Here is a 15,712-nt window from a genome sequence, read left to right on the forward strand (position 1 = left end):
GTGGATGCCCTTTCCATTGCATCCAAGCGTCCGGTTATTGTTAGGAACGACGCAACTCAGGCCGTCAATGACCTGGGTGTACAGGACCGGCAGGTGCACCGCCGGCGACTGCGACACCGGAAGGTGACCGGTCCTGTACACCCAGGTCATTGACGGCCTGAGGGTGATCGAAAACGGACGTTATCTGGATGGCACGTTCGGTCGTGGCGGTCATGCACGTGGCGTGCTCACCCAGTTGGGCCCGGAGGGGCGCCTGCTGGTCATGGACAAGGATCCGGACGCCATCGCTGTAGCCGAGCGCGATTTCGCGCCGGACCCGCGCGTGTCCATTTTCCGTGGCAGCTTCGCCCAGCTGCTGCAGTGGGATGCGACGGCCGAAGGCCTGGATGGCGTGTTGTTCGACCTCGGCGTGTCCTCGCCGCAGCTGGACGTGGCAGAGCGTGGTTTCAGCTTCGGCAAGGACGGCCCGCTGGACATGCGCATGGACCCGGACAGCGGCGAAAGCGCGGCGCAGTGGATCAACCGCGTCGAAGACCGCGAGATCGCCGATGTGCTCTGGACCTACGGCGAAGAGCGGCAGAGCCGCCGTATCGCCCGCGCCATCGTCGCCCGCCGCGAGAAGCAGCCCTTCACCCGCACAGCCGAACTGGCCGAGCTGATTGCCTCGGTGATGCCGCGCGGAAAAGACAAGATCCACCCGGCCACGCGCAGCTTCCAGGCCATCCGCATCCACATCAACCGCGAGCTGGCCGATCTGGAAGCCGGCCTCGATGCGGCCGTGGAACGGCTCAAGCCCGGTGGCCGTCTGGCGGTGATCAGCTTCCATTCGCTGGAAGACCGCATCGTCAAGCAGTATATGAACCGCCTGGCCAAGGCACCGCCGGCCAACCGCCGTCTGCCCGAGGCCGTCGCTTTTGTGCCCACCCTGGATCTGATCGGCGGTGCCATCAAGGCCACCGACGAAGAACTGGCCGCCAACCCGCGTGCCCGCAGCGCCGTGCTGCGCGTGGCCCAGAAGCGGGAGGCCGGTGCATGAGCCGGCTGCTGCTGATCATCCTGTTGGCCTGCACCGTGGCCTCGGCGATCGGCGTCGTGTTCGTGCGTCACCGTCATCGGCAGACGTTCATCGAGCTGTCGCGTGCCGAGCGCACGCGCGATGACATCAACCTGGAATTCGGCCGCCTGCAGCTGGAACAGGCCACCCTGGCCGAAGCCAACCGCGTCGACCGCGTGGCCCGCGAGAAGCTGGGCATGAAGTTCCCCGAAGCCGCCGACGTGGTGGTGGTGCGCCCATGAGCAAGACCGGCCGCAATCGCCCGCGCAACGCTTTCAACCTGCGCCAGCGCCTGCGCTGGGTCGCGCTGGCGCTTGGCCTGTGCTCGGTCTCGCTGGTCGGTCGCGCGGCGTACGTGCAGATCATCAACAGCGATTTCTACCAGCGCCAGGGCGAGGCGCGTTACCTGCGCGAGCTGCCGATCAAGACGTCGCGCGGCATGATCACCGACCGCAACGGCGAGCCGCTGGCGGTGTCCACCCCGGTTGCTTCGATCTGGGTGAACCCGCAGGATCTGCTGCGCGCGCCGGATCGCATTCCCGAGCTGGCCCAGGCCATCGGCATGTCGGTGGACGAGCTGAGCAGCCGCCTGTCGCAGAAGTCGGACAAGGAATTCATGTACCTGCGCCGCCGGATCAATCCGGACGAGGCGGAGAAAGTCGTCGCGCTGAAGATTCCGGGCGTGGCCGCGCAGCGCGAGTTCCGCCGCTTCTACCCGCAGGGTGAGGCGATGGCGCACGTACTGGGCTTCACCAACATCGACGACCGCGGCCAGGAAGGGCTGGAACTGGCCTTCGACGAATGGCTGCGCGGCAAGCCCGGCGCCAAGCGGGTGATCCGCAACCGCAAGGGCGAGACGGTGGAAAGCGATCTGCTGCGCGCTGCCGAGCCAGGCAAGGACCTGACCCTCAGCATCGACCGCCGCATCCAGTACCTGGCCTTCAAGGAACTGCGCAATGCGCTGGTGGCCAACAAGGCGGCCGGTGGTTCGATGGTCATCATGGACGTGGCCACCGGCGAGATCCTGGCCATGGTCAACCTGCCGACGTACAACCCGAATTCGCTCAACGGTGCGGTGCCCGATACGCGCCGCAACCGCGCCGTGACCGACCTGGTCGAGCCGGGTTCGACGATGAAACCGTTGACCATCGCCACCGCGCTGCAGTCCGGCGCGGTGACCAAGGACACCATCATCGATACCAACCCGGGCTACATGCAGGTGGCCCGCTTCACCATCCGCGACGTGCCGCGCAACAATGGCGTGCTCAACGTCACCGGTGTGATCACCCGCAGTTCGAACATCGGCGCGGCCAAGATCGCCGCCAAGATGACCGACCAGACCTTCTATGACGGCGTACGCCGCTTCGGTTACGGCTCGGTGCCGCACAGTGGCTTCCCCGGTGAATCCGCTGGCGTAGTGCGCCGCCCGGGCAACTGGGATGGCGCCACCAAGACCACCATGTCCTACGGCTACGGCCTGAACGTGACGCCGCTGCAGATTGCCACCGCGTACTCGGCGCTGGCCAACGGCGGCAGGCTGATTGCACCGACCTTCGTGAAAGGGCAGCGCAACGAAGGCAAGCAGATCATCGACCCGGCGGTGGCCAAGGAAGTGGTGGCCATGATGGAAACCGTGGTGACCCAGGGCGGCGCCAAGCAGGCGGCCGTGCTCGGCTACCACGTGGCCGGCAAGACCGGCACCGCGCGCAAGGCCGGCCCGGGCGGCTACGAGCGTGGCCACTACAACTCGCTGTTTGCCGGCGTGGTGCCCGCCACCAACCCGCGCTTTGCCACCGTCATCGTCATCAACGATCCGCAGGCCGGCAAGTTCTACGGTGGTCTGGTCTCGGCGCCGGTGTACCACAACGTGATGGAAGGCACCCTGCGTCTGATGGACGTCCCGCTGGACGATCTGCAGTCGTGGCTGGCTGCCCAGCAGTCCGGAAAGATGGGGCATTCGGCCTCCGTCCTGCCGGCGCCGCCGGCCGAGGCAGCGCTGCCGGCCGATGCCGCCGCTGAATTCGATGCCGCGCTGCCCACCGCGCAGAACCATGTGCCGGCCCCGCCCGCGGGAGGCACGCAATGAGTCCTTCGATGTTGCTTTCGCAGTTGCTTCCGGACGTTGCCCTGGCGGGCAACGATCCCGTTCTGACCGGCCTGGTGCTGGACAGCCGTGCCGTGCGCCCCGGCAATGCTTTCGTCGCCATCGCCGGGTTCGGCGCGCATGGCCTGGGCTTTGTCGAACAGGCGCGCGCGGCCGGTGCCAGCGCCATCCTGTTCGAGCCGCCAGTCCCGGCCGGGCTGCCGGCGCCGGCCGATGCCATCGCCGTGCCGGGCCTGCGCGCGCGCCTGGGCGCGATGGCCGACCAGTTCCATGGCGCACCGTCGCGTGCGATGACGATGGTGGGCGTGACCGGCACCAACGGCAAAACCTCCACCGTGCAGCTGCTGGCCCAGGCCTGGCACCTGCTCGGTACGCCCAGTGGCAGTATCGGCACGTTGGGCGCCGGACTTTATGGTGCGGTGGAGCCGACGGGCTTCACCACGCCGCTGGTGCTGCAGATGCATGCACTGCTGGCACAGCTGCGAGATGACGGCGCGCGTGCAGTGGCGATGGAAGTCAGCTCGCATGCGCTGGACCAGGGCCGCGTGGATGCGGTGCACTACGACGTGGCGGTGTTCACCAATCTCACCCGCGACCATCTGGATTACCACGGCGACATGGCCAGCTACGGCGCAGCCAAGGCCCGCCTGTTCCACCGCCCGGGCCTGAAGGCAGCGGTGGTGAACCTGGATGATGCGTTCGGTCGCCAGCTGTTCGCCGGCCTGCCGGCCGGCGTGCAGGCCATCGGTCTCAGCTCGCGCGGCGCGGTCGACGCCAGCGTGCGCGCCGAAGGCCTGCAGCTGGACGGCCGTGGCATCGGCTTCGAACTGGTCATCGACGGCGCGCGCGCGGCGGTGCAGTCGCCGCTGCTGGGCCGCTTCAACGTGGACAACCTGCTGGCCGTGGCCGGCAGCCTGCATGCACTGGGCGAGCCGATCGAGCGCATCGCCGGCGTTCTCTCGGCGCTGCAGCCGATCCGTGGCCGCATGAACCGCCTGGGCGGCGAAGACGGCCTGCCCACCGTGGTGGTCGACTACGCCCACACCCCCGATGCACTGGAACAGGCACTTGAAAGCCTGCACGGGCACCTGCAGGGCACGCTGTACTGCGTGTTCGGCTGCGGTGGCGAACGTGATACCGGCAAGCGCCCGCAGATGGCGGCCATTGCCGAGCGCCTGGCCAACCAGGTCATCGTTACCGATGACAACCCGCGCGGCGAGGATGGCGATGTGATCGTGGCCGACATCCTCTCCGGCTTCGCCGATGCCTCGGCCGTGACCGTGCAGCGCAGCCGCGCGCGTGCGATCGGCCTGGCGGTGAAGCGTGCCGGCGCTGGCGACATCATCCTGATTGCTGGCAAGGGCCATGAGCCTTACCAGGAAGTCAACGGCGTGCGCCACGACTTCGACGACACCGAAGTCTCGGCTGCCGCGCTGGCCGCCAAGGCCGGGGTTCTCGCGACGCGCACGGATGCGCTAGTGGCCCGACCGCAGGACGCGGAAGAGGGCCCAGAGGCAGGGGAGGGCATCGCATGAAGCGCACCCTGCTTTCGCTGATCGCGCACTGGGCCGGTGGCGAGATCCACGGCGACGACGTGGCCATCGATGCGGTCAGCCATGACACCCGCAGCCTGGGCAACGGCAGCCTGTACGTCGCCCTGCGTGGCGAACGCTTCGACGGCCATGATTTCGCCGCCGATGCACAGGCACGCGGTGCCAGTGCACTGCTGGTCGAGCGCCTGCTGCCGCTGGACCTGCCGCAGGTGCTGGTGGCCGACAGCGAACTGGCGCTGGCCCGCATCGCCGCCGGCATGCAGCGCGACCGTGGCACCGAGGTGTTCGCGATCACCGGCAGCAACGGCAAGACCAGCGTGAAGAGCCTGCTGCTGTCGATCCTGCAGCAGGTGGCCGCGCACGCCCATAAGGTGGTCTACGCCAACCCGGGCAACCGCAACAACGAGATCGGCCTGCCGCTGGCGGTGATCGATGCACCGGAAGATGCCGACTACGCCGTTTACGAGATGGGCGCAGGCAAGCCGGGCGACATTGCCTACCTGACCGACATCGCCCGCCCGCGCTATGCGCTGGTCAACAACATCGCCCCGGCCCACCTGGAACGCATGGGCAGCCTGCTCGGCGTGGCGGTGACCAAGGGCGCGATCTATGCCGCGCTGCCGGCCGATGGCGTCGCCGTCATCAATGTCGACGATGCCTACGGCCGCTGGTTCGAACAGCACTTCGTCGGCACCCCGGCGCGCTGCCGCGTGCTGCGCTACGGCCTGGACCACAGCGCCGACGTCACCGCGCGCGACATCCGCGCGGGCGCGCAGGGCAGCCAGTTCACCCTGGTTGCGCCGCAGGGCGAGGCCCGCGTGGTGCTGGGCCTGCCAGGCCGCCACAACGTGAGCAACGCTTTGGCTGCGGCCAGTCTGGCGCTGGGTGCCGGCATCGACCTGGCCCTGGTGGCCGCCGGCCTGGCCGCTGCGCAGCCGGTGCCGGGCCGCCAGATCGCCCACCAGCTGCACAACGGTGCGGTGCTGGTGGACGACAGCTACAACGCCAACCCGGGTTCGCTGGCCGCGGCCATCGATGCCCTGGCCGCGGCCCCGGAAGAGGGTTGGCTGGTGCTGGGCGACATGCGCGAGCTGGGTCCGGACGCTGAAGCCCTGCACGCGCAGGCAGGCCTGCGTGCACGCAGCGCGGGTCTGAAGCGTCTGTACGCGCTCGGCCCGCTCAGTGCTGCTGCCGCTGCCGCGTTCGGCGAAGGTGGCCGCCATTTCGCCACCCATGATGCGCTGTCGCAGGCGCTGCAGGACGAGTTGCACGCTGGTGTGCGCTGCCTGGTCAAGGGTTCCCGTGGCAGTGCCATGGACCTGATCGTCAAAGCGCTGCTGGCGCAAGGAGAGGAATCCCCGCATGTTGTATGAACTGGCTCGATGGTTGCAGCAGTTGGAAAGCCTGTTCGGGCTGTTCAACTACCAGACCTTCCGCGCGATCCTGGCAGCGCTGACCGCGCTGTTCCTGTCGTTGTGGCTCGGCCCGGCGGTGATCCGCCGGCTTGCCCAGTTCAAGGGCGGCCAGCCGATCCGCACCGATGGCCCGCAGACCCACTTCGTCAAGGCCGGCACGCCCACCATGGGCGGTTCGCTGATCCTGCTCACCGTCACCCTGTCGGTGCTGATGTGGGCCGACCTGCGCAACCGCTACGTGTGGCTGGTGCTGGCGGTGATGCTGTGCTTCGGCGCCATCGGCTGGTACGACGACTGGATCAAGATCGTGCGCCGCGACCCGAACGGTCTGGCCTCGCGCTGGAAGTACCTGTTGCAGTCGATCTTCGGCCTGGCCGCGGGCATCTTCCTGCTGCAGACCGCTGACGTGCCGGCGGCACTGACCTTCTACATCCCGATGTTCAAGTCGATTGCGCTGCCGCTGGCCGGCATCAGCTTCGTGGCCATCGCCTATTTCTGGATCGTCGGCTTCTCCAACGCGGTCAACCTGACCGACGGCCTGGATGGCCTGGCCATCATGCCCACCGTGCTGGTGGCGTGCGGCCTGGGCGTGTTCGCCTATGCGTCGGGCAACGTGGTGTTCGCCAACTACCTGCAGATCCCGCAGATCCCCGGTGCCGGTGAACTGGTCATCATCTGCGCGGCCATTGCCGGTGCGGGCCTGGGCTTCCTGTGGTTCAACACCTACCCGGCCATGGTCTTCATGGGCGACATCGGCGCGCTGGCGCTGGGTGCGGTGCTGGGCACGATCGCCGTGATTACCCGCCAGGAGCTGGTGCTGGTCATCATGGGCGGCGTGTTCGTCATCGAAACGCTGTCGGTGATGATCCAGGTCGCCTCGTTCAAGCTGACCGGCAAGCGCGTGTTCCGCATGGCGCCGATCCACCACCACTTCGAGCTGAAGGGCTGGCCGGAGCCGCGCGTGATCGTGCGCTTCTGGATCATCTCGGTCGTGCTCGTGCTGATCGGCCTTGCCACCCTGAAGGTGCGCTGAGAATGAACGACCTGTCCCGCCAGGCAACCCGCCTTGAAGCCATCGAAGGCAGCTACGACAAGTGGCTGCTGGGCGCGATCATCGCGCTCACGGGCATTGGCGTGGTGATGGTGGCATCCAGCTCGATCGCGCTGATGAGCAGTCCGTTCTACTACCTCAACCGCCACCTGATCTTCCTGGCGGTGGGCATCGTGCTGGCGGTCATCGCCGCCCGCACCGAGCTGAAGTCGATCGAACAGTACAACCAGATCCTGCTGCTGGGCTGCTTCGTGCTGCTGCTGGCGGTGTTCATGCCGGGCCTGGGCAGCACCGTCAACGGTGCCCGCCGCTGGATCAACCTGGGCATTTCCAAGTTCCAGACGGTCGAAGCGGTGAAGGTGCTCTACATCGTCTGGCTGTCCAGCTACCTGGTGCGCTTCCGCGACGAGGTCAATGCCACCTGGCCGGCCATGCTCAAGCCGCTGGGCGTGGCCGGTGCGCTGGTGGTGCTGCTGCTGCTGCAGCCCGACTTTGGTTCGTCCACCCTGCTGCTGGCCATCACCGCCGGCATGCTGGTGCTGGGCGGGGTGAACATGCCGCGCATGTCGATGCCGGTGATCATCGGCCTGGTCGGCATGAGCGCGCTGGCGATCATCGAGCCGTACCGCATGCGCCGCATCACCTCCTTCCTGGACCCGTGGGCCGACCAGCAGGGCGACGGCTACCAGCTGTCCAATGCGCTGATGGCCGTGGGCCGCGGCGAATGGACCGGCGTGGGCCTGGGCAACTCGGTGCAGAAGCTGTACTACCTGCCCGAAGCGCATACCGACTTCATCTTCTCGGTCACCGCCGAGGAATTCGGCTTCCTGGGCACCTGCACCATCGTCGCGCTGTACGCGCTGCTGGTGGGCCGCACCTTCTGGCTGGGCATGCGCTGCGTGGAAATGAAGCGGCACTTCTCCGGCTACATCGCCTTCGGCATCGGCCTGTGGATCAGCATGCAGACCTTTGTTTCCATCGGCGTGAACCTGGGCATCCTGCCGACCAAGGGCCTGACCCTGCCGCTGATTTCCTCGGGCGGCTCGTCGGTGCTGATGACCTGCGTGGCGATGGGCCTGCTGCTGCGCGTGTCCTATGAACTCAAGCGTGCCGAGCGCCGCCAGGCCGTGCGTATCGGTGGCGGTGAAGACGCCATGGGCGCGCCCGTGGTCGAACCGGCCGCCCCGGTTGCTGCCAGCACGACCATGCACCCCGAGCCGGTGGCTGCCACCGCGCCGGCCGCTGCCCGCGGCACCAGCCGCCTGCAGTCGCGCATCGAACCGACCTTCGGGAGGCTGTCATGAGCACGGTCTCCACCACCGCGAACAGCAGCGCCCGCCCGGTGATGATCCTGGCCGGTGGTACTGGTGGCCACATCTTCCCCGGCCTGGCCGTAGCCCGCGTGCTGCGCCAGCGTGGTGTGCCCGTTACCTGGATGGGTGCTGACGGTGCGATGGAAACCCGCCTGGTACCGCAGCACGATATTCCCATCGACACGCTGGCCATCACCGGCCTGCGCGGCAAGGGCAAGCTGGCCCTGCTGGGCGCACCGTGGCGGCTGATGCGCGCACTGCGCGCGGCCGGCATGATCATCCGCAAGCGCCAGCCGCGCGCGGTGGTCGCCTTCGGTGGCTTTGCCTCGGGGCCGGGCGGCATGGCCACGCGCCTGCATGGCCTGCCGCTGCTGGTGCATGAGCAGAACCGCGCGCCGGGCATGACCAACCGCATCCTGTCGCGCTATGCGCGCCGCCTGCTGACCGGTTTCCCCGGCACCTTCGCCAAGGGCGAGGAGTTCGTCGGCAACCCGGTGCGCGCGGACATCGCTGCCATTGCGCCGCCGGAACAGCGCTTCGCTGACCGCCAGGGCCCGCTGCGGCTGCTGGTGGTGGGCGGCAGCCAGGGCGCACGCGCGCTCAACACCGGCGTGCCGCAGGCCATTGCCTCGCTGGCTGGCAGCGTGCAGGTGCAGGTGCGCCACCAGAGCGGCGAAAAGCTGCATGGTGAAGCCGTGCAGGCCTATGCCGAGGCCGGCGTGCAGGCTGAAATCACCCCGTTCATCGCCGACATGGCCGATGCCTTCGCCTGGGCCGACCTGGTGGTGTGCCGTGCCGGCGCGTCCACTCTGGCCGAGCTGTGCGCGGTGGGCGTGGGCAGCGTGCTGGTGCCGTTCCCTGCCGCCGTCGACGATCACCAGACCCGCAATGCGGAGTATCTGGTCGAGCGCGGCGCGGCCGTGTTGCTGAAGCAGGATGGAACGCTGGCCGACGGCATTGCCGCACTGCTGCGCGAACTGTCCGAAAATCCCGCCCGCCGCATGCAGATGGCGCACGCCGCGCGTGCCTTGGCAAAGGTCGATGCCGCCGAGCGCATCGCCGATATCATTCTTGAGGAAGCAGTATGAAGAAGGCCTGCCATAGCGCCTGCCACGCGCGAGGCCGCGCATGATCCGCCGCCTGCACGACACCAACGACCTGGTGCGCGCGTTCCCGCGCGTGCATTTCGTCGGCATCGGCGGCACCGGCATGAGCGGCATCGCCGAAGTGATGCTGACCCTGGGCTATGAAGTGTCCGGTTCGGACAACGCCGACAACGCGGCCACCCGCCGCCTGGCTGGCCTGGGTGCGCGCATCATGCGTGGCCACTCGGCCGCCAACGTGCTGGGCACCGACTGCGTGGTGGTGTCCAGCGCCATCCGCGAAGACAACCCCGAACTGATGGAAGCGCGCAGCCAGCGCATTCCGATCATGCCGCGCGCGGCCATGCTGGCCGAGCTGATGCGCTTCCGCCGCGGCATCGCCGTGGCCGGCACGCACGGCAAGACCACCACCACCAGCCTGACCGCAGCGGTGCTGAGCGAGGGCGACCTGGACCCGACCTTCGTGATCGGTGGCCAGCTGCTGGCTGCCGGTGCCAACGCCAAGCTGGGCGGTGGCCAGTGGCTGGTGGCCGAGGCCGACGAAAGCGATGGCAGCTTCCTGCGCCTGAACCCGCTGATGTCGATCATCACCAACATCGATGCCGACCACCTGGAAAACTACGGTAACGATTTTGCCCGCGTGCAGGCGGCCTTCGCCGAATTCCTGCAGCGCCTGCCGTTCTACGGCCTGGCGGTGCTGTGCATCGACGACCCGGAAGTGGCCGCGCTGGCGGCCAAGACCCCGCGCCATGTGATGAGCTACGGCATGAGCCCGCAGGCCGACGTGCGTGCCGAGAACGTGGTGCAGGAAGGTTCGCGCATGCGCTTCACCCTGCGCCTGCCGCAGGGCACCAGCCAGGAAGTGGTGCTGGCCCTGCCGGGCAGGCACAACGTACTGAACGCACTGGCCGCTGCGGCGGTGGGCTGGCAGCTGGGCGTGGCCCCGGACGCCATCGCACGTGCGCTGGAAAGCTTTGCCGGTGTCGGCCGCCGCTTCAACGATCTGGGCGAAGTGACCACCGCCAGCGGCGTCAGGGTCCGCATCATCGATGACTACGGTCACCACCCCAGCGAACTGGAGGCGGTGTTCGCCGCCGCCCGTGGTGGCTGGACCGACAAGCGCCTGGTGGTGGCGTTCCAGCCGCACCGCTACAGCCGTACCCGCGACCAGTTCGACAAGTTCGCTGCGGTGCTGTCCAGTGTCGATGCGCTTGTGTTGAGCGAGGTCTACCCGGCCGGAGAGGAGCCGATTGCTGGTGCCGATTCGCATGCGCTGGCGCGTGCCATCCGTGCGCGCGGCCGCAGCGAGCCGGTGGTGGTGGGCAAGGCCGCCGAACTGGCCAGCGTGCTGCCGGACGTGCTGCAGGACGGTGACCTGCTGCTGATGATGGGTGCCGGCGACATCGGCGCCGTCGCCAGCCAGATCGCCGTGGAAGGTTTCACGGTGGAGGGCCAGGCGTGAGCGCGCTGACCTTCCCGCCGCTGCGCGCCACCGACCCGGCCGTGTTCGGCCGGGTCGCGGTGCTGCTGGGCGGCAGCTCCAGTGAACGCGAAGTGTCGTTGGACTCGGGCCGCAACGTGCTGCAGGCGCTGCAGTCGCGCGGCGTCGATGCGTTCGCCGTCGACGGCATTCCGGCGCTGGCCAGGGCGCTGGCTGCCGGTGGCATTGACCGGGTGTTCAACATCCTGCACGGCCACAACGGTGGCGGTGAGGACGGCATCGTGCAGGGCCTGATGGAAGCCTGCGGCGTGCCGTACACCGGATCCAACGTGCTGGGCTCGGCACTGAGCATGGACAAGATCCGCACCAAGCAGGTATGGCTGTCGCTGGGCCTGCCGACCCCGCAGTACAGCAAGGTGACCGCGGAAAACGTGCACGCCAACGCAGCCGAGCTCGGCCTGCCGGTGGTGGTCAAGCCGGCCAATGAAGGCTCCAGCGTGGGCATCAGCCGGGTGACCGACGAGGCCGGACTGGACGAAGCGGTGGCCTTGGCCGCGCGCTACGACGGCCAGCTGCTGATGGAACAGATGGTGGTGGGCGACGAACTGACCGTGGGCATCCTCGGTGATGTCGCCCTGCCATCGATCCGCATCGTGCCCAAGGGCCAGTGGTACGACTACAACGCCAAGTACATCGCCGAGGACACCCAGTACCTGTGCCCGGGCCTGGACGGTGCCGACGAGGACGAGATCCGCCGCATCGCCCTGGCCGCGTTCCGTGCCGCCGGCTGCCGTGGCTGGGGCCGCGTGGACGTGATGCGTGACCGCGCCAGCGGCCGCTTCTTCCTGCTGGAAGTGAACACCGCGCCGGGGATGACCAGCCACTCGCTGGTGCCCAAGGCGGCCGCACAGGCCGGCATCGGTTTCGAGGAACTGGTGTGGCGCGTGCTGGAACAGACCCTGGAGGCATCGCACGCATGAACGCGCTGCTGCGCATCTTCGTCTGGCTGTTGGCCCTGTCGGTGGTGGCACTGCCGGTGGTGGCCGTGGTCAATGGCTGGGTCGGCGCCGAGCGCTGGCCGCTGGCGAAGCTGCGCGTGCACGGTGAGTTCAAGCGCGTGCCGCCGGAACAGCTGCAGCAGGTACTGCTGCCGTATGCCCACGCCGGCTTCTTCGCGGTGAAGCTGCAGGATGCGCAGGACGCCCTGGAAAAGCTGCCGTGGGTTGAAAGCGCACAGGTGCGCAAGCAGTGGCCGGACGTGCTGGAAGTGACCCTGGTCGAGCACAAGCCGTTCGCGCGCTGGGGCGAAGGCCGCCTGCTGTCCGAGCAGGGCAAGCTGTTCCCCACGCCGAAGAAGCTGGCCGATCTGCAGCTGCCCGAGCTGGACGGCCCGGACAGCCAGACCGAAGAAGTGGTGAAGCTGTACAACGATGCGCGCGCGCTGTTCGCACCGACCGGTGTGGACGTGCGCCGCCTGGCCATGGATGCGCGCGGCAGCTGGTCGCTGCTGCTGAGCAATGGCACCGAAGTGGTGGTCGGCCGTGACGATGCCCGCTCGCGCCTGCAGCGCTTCGTGCGCGTGCTGCCGCAGCTGGCCAACCAGGCCGCACCGATCGAGCGCGCCGACCTCCGATACACCAATGGTTTCACCCTGAGCTGGGGAACGCCGGCCGCGCCGGCCGGCGCACCCGCGACCCCGGCCGGAAGAACGCAGGAAAGGACATGAATCGCAAGGGTGACAAATCGCTGATCGTCGGCCTGGATATCGGCACCTCCAAGGTGGTGGCGCTGGTGGGCGAGTATTCGCCGGGCAACCCGATCGAAGTGATCGGCATCGGCTCGCACGAATCGCGCGGCCTCAAGCGCGGCGTGGTCGTGGACATCGAATCCACCGTGCAGTCGATCCAGCGTGCGGTAGAAGAGGCCGAGCTGATGGCTGGCTGCGAGATCCGCTCGGTGTACGCCTCCATTTCCGGCAACCACGTGCAGTGCAAGAACTCGCCGGGCATCGTGCCGATCCGCGACGGCGAGGTGACCTGGGGTGACCTGGACCGCGTGCTGGATGCGGCCAAGGCCGTGGCGATCCCGGCCGACCAGAAGATCCTGCACGCCATCCCGCGCGAATACGTGCTGGACGATTCGCAGGAAGGCATCCGCAATCCGGTCGGCATGACCGGCGTGCGCCTGGAAGTGCATGCCCACCTGGTGGTCTGCGCGCAGTCCGCCGCTGCCAACATCAGCAAGTGCGTGCAGCGCTGCGGCCTGCAGGTGGACGATCTGGTGCTGTCCTCGCTGGCCTCCAGCGTGGCGGTGCTGACTGCCGACGAAAAGGAACTGGGCGTGGTGCTGGTGGACATGGGCGCTGGCACCACCGATATCGCGGTGTTCGTGCAGGGCGCGATCTGCCACACCGCCTCGTTGCCGATTGCCGGCGACCACGTGACCAACGACATCGCGCACATGCTGCGCACGCCGACCCCGGAAGCCGAGCAGATCAAGGTGCGCTACGCCTGCGCCCTGGCCCAGCTGGCCACTGCCGAAGAAAGCATCCAGGTGCCGTCGGTGGGCGACCGCCCGCCGCGCCGCATGCCGCGCCATTCGCTGGCGCAGGCGGTGCAGGGCCGTTACGAGGAAATCTTCGAGATGGTGCAGGCCGAACTGCGCCGCTCCGGTTTCGAGGAACTGGTGCGCGCCGGCCTGGTGCTGACCGGTGGTGCCTCGAAGATGGAGGGCGTGGTCGAACTGGCCGAGGAGATGCTGCAGATGCCGGTGCGCGTGGGCATCCCGCAGCACGTCGTCGGCCTTGGCGAAGTGGTCGGCAACCCGGTGCATGCCACCGGCGTCGGCCTGCTGCTGATGGGCAGCCAGAACGAGCATCCGCGCCGGCCGTCGCTGCCGACTGGACGCGCAGGCAGCATGTTCAAGAAATTGAAGACCTGGTTCCGCGGCGAGTTCTGACGCGCAACCTGCATCACCCGGGCCCGCCCGGTTTGCTCTACCGGCAACACAACGCAGCAAAGCAGTAAAGCAACACACAACCCACACAGCCGCATCGGCAACATGACGCGAAAGGCAGGACGCCCGAACGCCCATGCCACCGACAAGCGGATACAACGAGGACACGGACATGGCGCATTTTGAACTGATCGAAAAGATGGCACCCAATGCGGTGATCAAGGTGGTTGGCGTGGGCGGCGGCGGCGGCAATGCCGTGGCGCACATGGTCAACTCGGCAGTGGATGGCGTGGAATTCATCACCGCCAACACCGACTCGCAGGCCATCAAGAATTGCGGTGCCAAGCTGCAGCTGCAGCTGGGTACCAACGTGACCAAGGGCCTGGGCGCAGGCGCAAATCCGGAGGTCGGCCGCCAGGCCGCACTGGAAGACCGTGAGCGCATCATGGACGCCCTGCAGGGCGCGGACATGGTTTTCATCACCGCCGGCATGGGCGGCGGCACCGGCACCGGAGCGGCACCGGTGGTGGCACAGCTGGCCAAGGAAATGGGCATCCTGACCGTGGCCGTGGTCACCAAGCCGTTCCCGTTCGAAGGCCGTCGCCGCATGCAGGTGGCGCTGAAGGGCATCGAGGAGCTGAGCCAGCACTGCGACTCGCTCATCACCATCCCGAACGAGAAGCTGATCACCGTGCTGGGTCGCAACGCGACCATGATCCAGGCCTTCCGTGCCGCCAACGACGTGCTGCAGGGCGCCGTGCAGGGCAGATCGGAAGAGCGCGTGGGTGATATCCGCGCCACGCTGCCGCGCGAGATCGTCGGCCCGTTCTACAACGATGAGTTCGGCGATACCTACGGCAACATCTATGCGCTCACCGGCAAGGGCTTCGACTATGCGGTGATGCGGGACTACGCCGACCGCATCCAGCTGGAGCTGCAGCGCGTGCCCGACGTGGGCAAGATCGATCTGGTCGGCCTGCAGGACGAGAAGGTGTGGATCGAGCTGTCCAACACCCGCCTGGCCACGCTGGGCGTGTCGATGCAGCAGGTACAGCAGGCGCTGGCCGACCAGAATGCGATCACCGGCACCAGCTTCTTCGAGACCGCCACCGACCGCGTGCAGCTGCGCGTGACCGGCCAGTTCAACGACATCGAAGCCATCCGCCAGTTCCCGATCCGTGCCGGCGACCGCACCGTGCACCTGGGCGACATCGCTGAGGTCAAGCGCGGCTTCGCCGACCCCGCTTCGCCGAAGATGCGCTTCATGGGGGAAGAAGCCATCGGCCTGGCCGTGGCGATGAAGGACGGCGGTGACATCCTCAAGCTGGGTGCGAACCTGGATGCGGAATTCGAACGCCTGCAGAAGACCCTGCCGGCCGGCATGCAGCTGCGCAAGGTCTCCGACCAGCCGCAGGCGGTGGAAGAATCCGTCGGTGAGTTCGTGCAGGTGCAGACCGAGGCGGTGGTGATCGTGCTCCTGGTGAGTTTCTTCTCGCTGGGCCTGCGTACCGGCCTGGTGGTGGGCGTGACCATCCCGTTGGTGCTGGCGATGACTTTCTTCGTCATGCACTACTTCGGCATCGGTCTGCACAAGATCTCGCTGGGCGCACTGGTGCTGGCGCTGGGCCTGCTGGTGGACGATGCGATCATCGCGGTGGAGATGATGGCTCTCGTGCTGCTCAAAATCGCCAAAATTGGCCAGCGGGCCAAATTCTCCGGTCGT

Annotated in this window: 12 protein-coding genes and 1 pseudogene; all 13 read left to right on the plus strand. The window is 67.6% G+C overall.

Features of this window, described 5'->3' with window-relative positions:
- Nucleotides 1–127: 127 nt before the first annotated feature.
- Nucleotides 128–1,036 (plus strand): annotated as a pseudogene (rsmH, locus tag ACQKDV_RS12755) (16S rRNA (cytosine(1402)-N(4))-methyltransferase RsmH); the annotation flags it as partial.
- Complete coding sequence (gene ftsL / locus ACQKDV_RS12760; protein ID WP_079220624.1) at nt 1,033–1,296, plus strand: cell division protein FtsL; 264 nt, start codon at nt 1,033–1,035, stop codon at nt 1,294–1,296. The pseudogene rsmH and the gene ftsL, both read left to right, overlap by 4 nt.
- Nucleotides 1,293–3,140, plus strand: coding sequence for a peptidoglycan D,D-transpeptidase FtsI family protein (locus ACQKDV_RS12765; protein ID WP_427784094.1), 1,848 nt, complete (start codon nt 1,293–1,295; stop codon nt 3,138–3,140). The genes ftsL and ACQKDV_RS12765 overlap by 4 nt, the downstream gene beginning before the upstream one ends.
- On the plus strand, nt 3,137–4,693 hold the full coding sequence (locus ACQKDV_RS12770; RefSeq protein WP_427784095.1) for a UDP-N-acetylmuramoyl-L-alanyl-D-glutamate--2,6-diaminopimelate ligase: 1,557 nt from the start codon (nt 3,137–3,139) through the stop codon (nt 4,691–4,693). Before ACQKDV_RS12765 ends, ACQKDV_RS12770 begins: the two co-directional genes overlap by 4 nt.
- Nucleotides 4,690–6,084, plus strand: a complete 1,395-nt coding sequence (locus ACQKDV_RS12775; RefSeq protein WP_427784096.1) for a UDP-N-acetylmuramoyl-tripeptide--D-alanyl-D-alanine ligase — start codon at nt 4,690–4,692, stop codon at nt 6,082–6,084. The genes ACQKDV_RS12770 and ACQKDV_RS12775 overlap by 4 nt, the downstream gene beginning before the upstream one ends.
- Nucleotides 6,074–7,159 (plus strand): phospho-N-acetylmuramoyl-pentapeptide-transferase, encoded by a 1,086-nt coding sequence (mraY, locus tag ACQKDV_RS12780; RefSeq protein ID WP_079220628.1) that lies wholly within the window; start codon nt 6,074–6,076, stop codon nt 7,157–7,159. Before ACQKDV_RS12775 ends, mraY begins: the two co-directional genes overlap by 11 nt.
- 2 nt (nt 7,160–7,161) lie before the next feature.
- Nucleotides 7,162–8,481 (plus strand): putative lipid II flippase FtsW, encoded by a 1,320-nt coding sequence (gene ftsW, locus ACQKDV_RS12785; protein ID WP_427784097.1) that lies wholly within the window; start codon nt 7,162–7,164, stop codon nt 8,479–8,481.
- The gene (gene murG, locus ACQKDV_RS12790) at nt 8,478–9,578 is read left to right on the plus strand and encodes an undecaprenyldiphospho-muramoylpentapeptide beta-N-acetylglucosaminyltransferase (RefSeq protein ID WP_427784098.1); all 1,101 of its coding nucleotides are present in this window, start codon (nt 8,478–8,480) and stop codon (nt 9,576–9,578) included. The genes ftsW and murG overlap by 4 nt, the downstream gene beginning before the upstream one ends.
- A gap of 40 nt (nt 9,579–9,618) precedes the next feature.
- A complete protein-coding gene (gene murC / locus ACQKDV_RS12795; protein ID WP_427784099.1) occupies nt 9,619–11,055 on the plus strand; it encodes a UDP-N-acetylmuramate--L-alanine ligase in 1,437 nt (478 codons plus the stop codon).
- Nucleotides 11,052–12,014 carry a D-alanine--D-alanine ligase gene (locus ACQKDV_RS12800; protein WP_427784100.1) on the plus strand — a complete coding sequence of 321 codons (963 nt, stop codon included), beginning with the start codon at nt 11,052–11,054 and terminating at the stop codon, nt 12,012–12,014. Before murC ends, ACQKDV_RS12800 begins: the two co-directional genes overlap by 4 nt.
- Nucleotides 12,011–12,760, plus strand: a complete 750-nt coding sequence (locus ACQKDV_RS12805) for a cell division protein FtsQ/DivIB (RefSeq protein ID WP_427784101.1) — start codon at nt 12,011–12,013, stop codon at nt 12,758–12,760. Before ACQKDV_RS12800 ends, ACQKDV_RS12805 begins: the two co-directional genes overlap by 4 nt.
- Nucleotides 12,757–13,992: a cell division protein FtsA gene (ftsA, locus tag ACQKDV_RS12810; protein ID WP_324805495.1), complete on the plus strand. Its 1,236-nt coding sequence runs from the start codon at nt 12,757–12,759 to the stop codon at nt 13,990–13,992. The genes ACQKDV_RS12805 and ftsA overlap by 4 nt, the downstream gene beginning before the upstream one ends.
- 169 nt (nt 13,993–14,161) lie before the next feature.
- Nucleotides 14,162–15,712, plus strand: a 1,551-nt coding sequence (locus ACQKDV_RS12815) for an efflux RND transporter permease subunit (protein WP_427784102.1), incomplete at its 3' end; no start/stop codon positions are given.

The organism is Stenotrophomonas sp. NPDC077659 (assembly GCF_050268705.1).
GTDB lineage: Bacteria > Pseudomonadota > Gammaproteobacteria > Xanthomonadales > Xanthomonadaceae > Stenotrophomonas.

What these genes read in the sequence shown, in the direction of transcription:
- ftsL (WP_079220624.1), top strand. Translation starts at nt 1,033, where the DNA reads ATGAGCCGGCTGCTGCTGATCATCCTGTTGGCCTGCACCGTGGCCTCG.
- ACQKDV_RS12770 (WP_427784095.1), top strand. Translation starts at nt 3,137, where the DNA reads ATGAGTCCTTCGATGTTGCTTTCGCAGTTGCTTCCGGACGTTGCCCTG.
- ACQKDV_RS12775 (WP_427784096.1), top strand. Translation starts at nt 4,690, where the DNA reads ATGAAGCGCACCCTGCTTTCGCTGATCGCGCACTGGGCCGGTGGCGAG.
- murC (WP_427784099.1), top strand. Translation starts at nt 9,619, where the DNA reads ATGATCCGCCGCCTGCACGACACCAACGACCTGGTGCGCGCGTTCCCG.
- ACQKDV_RS12805 (WP_427784101.1), top strand. Translation starts at nt 12,011, where the DNA reads ATGAACGCGCTGCTGCGCATCTTCGTCTGGCTGTTGGCCCTGTCGGTG.
- murG (WP_427784098.1), top strand. Translation starts at nt 8,478, where the DNA reads ATGAGCACGGTCTCCACCACCGCGAACAGCAGCGCCCGCCCGGTGATG.
- ACQKDV_RS12765 (WP_427784094.1), top strand. Translation starts at nt 1,293, where the DNA reads ATGAGCAAGACCGGCCGCAATCGCCCGCGCAACGCTTTCAACCTGCGC.
- ftsA (WP_324805495.1), top strand. Translation starts at nt 12,757, where the DNA reads ATGAATCGCAAGGGTGACAAATCGCTGATCGTCGGCCTGGATATCGGC.
- mraY (WP_079220628.1), top strand. Translation starts at nt 6,074, where the DNA reads ATGTTGTATGAACTGGCTCGATGGTTGCAGCAGTTGGAAAGCCTGTTC.
- ftsW (WP_427784097.1), top strand. Translation starts at nt 7,162, where the DNA reads ATGAACGACCTGTCCCGCCAGGCAACCCGCCTTGAAGCCATCGAAGGC.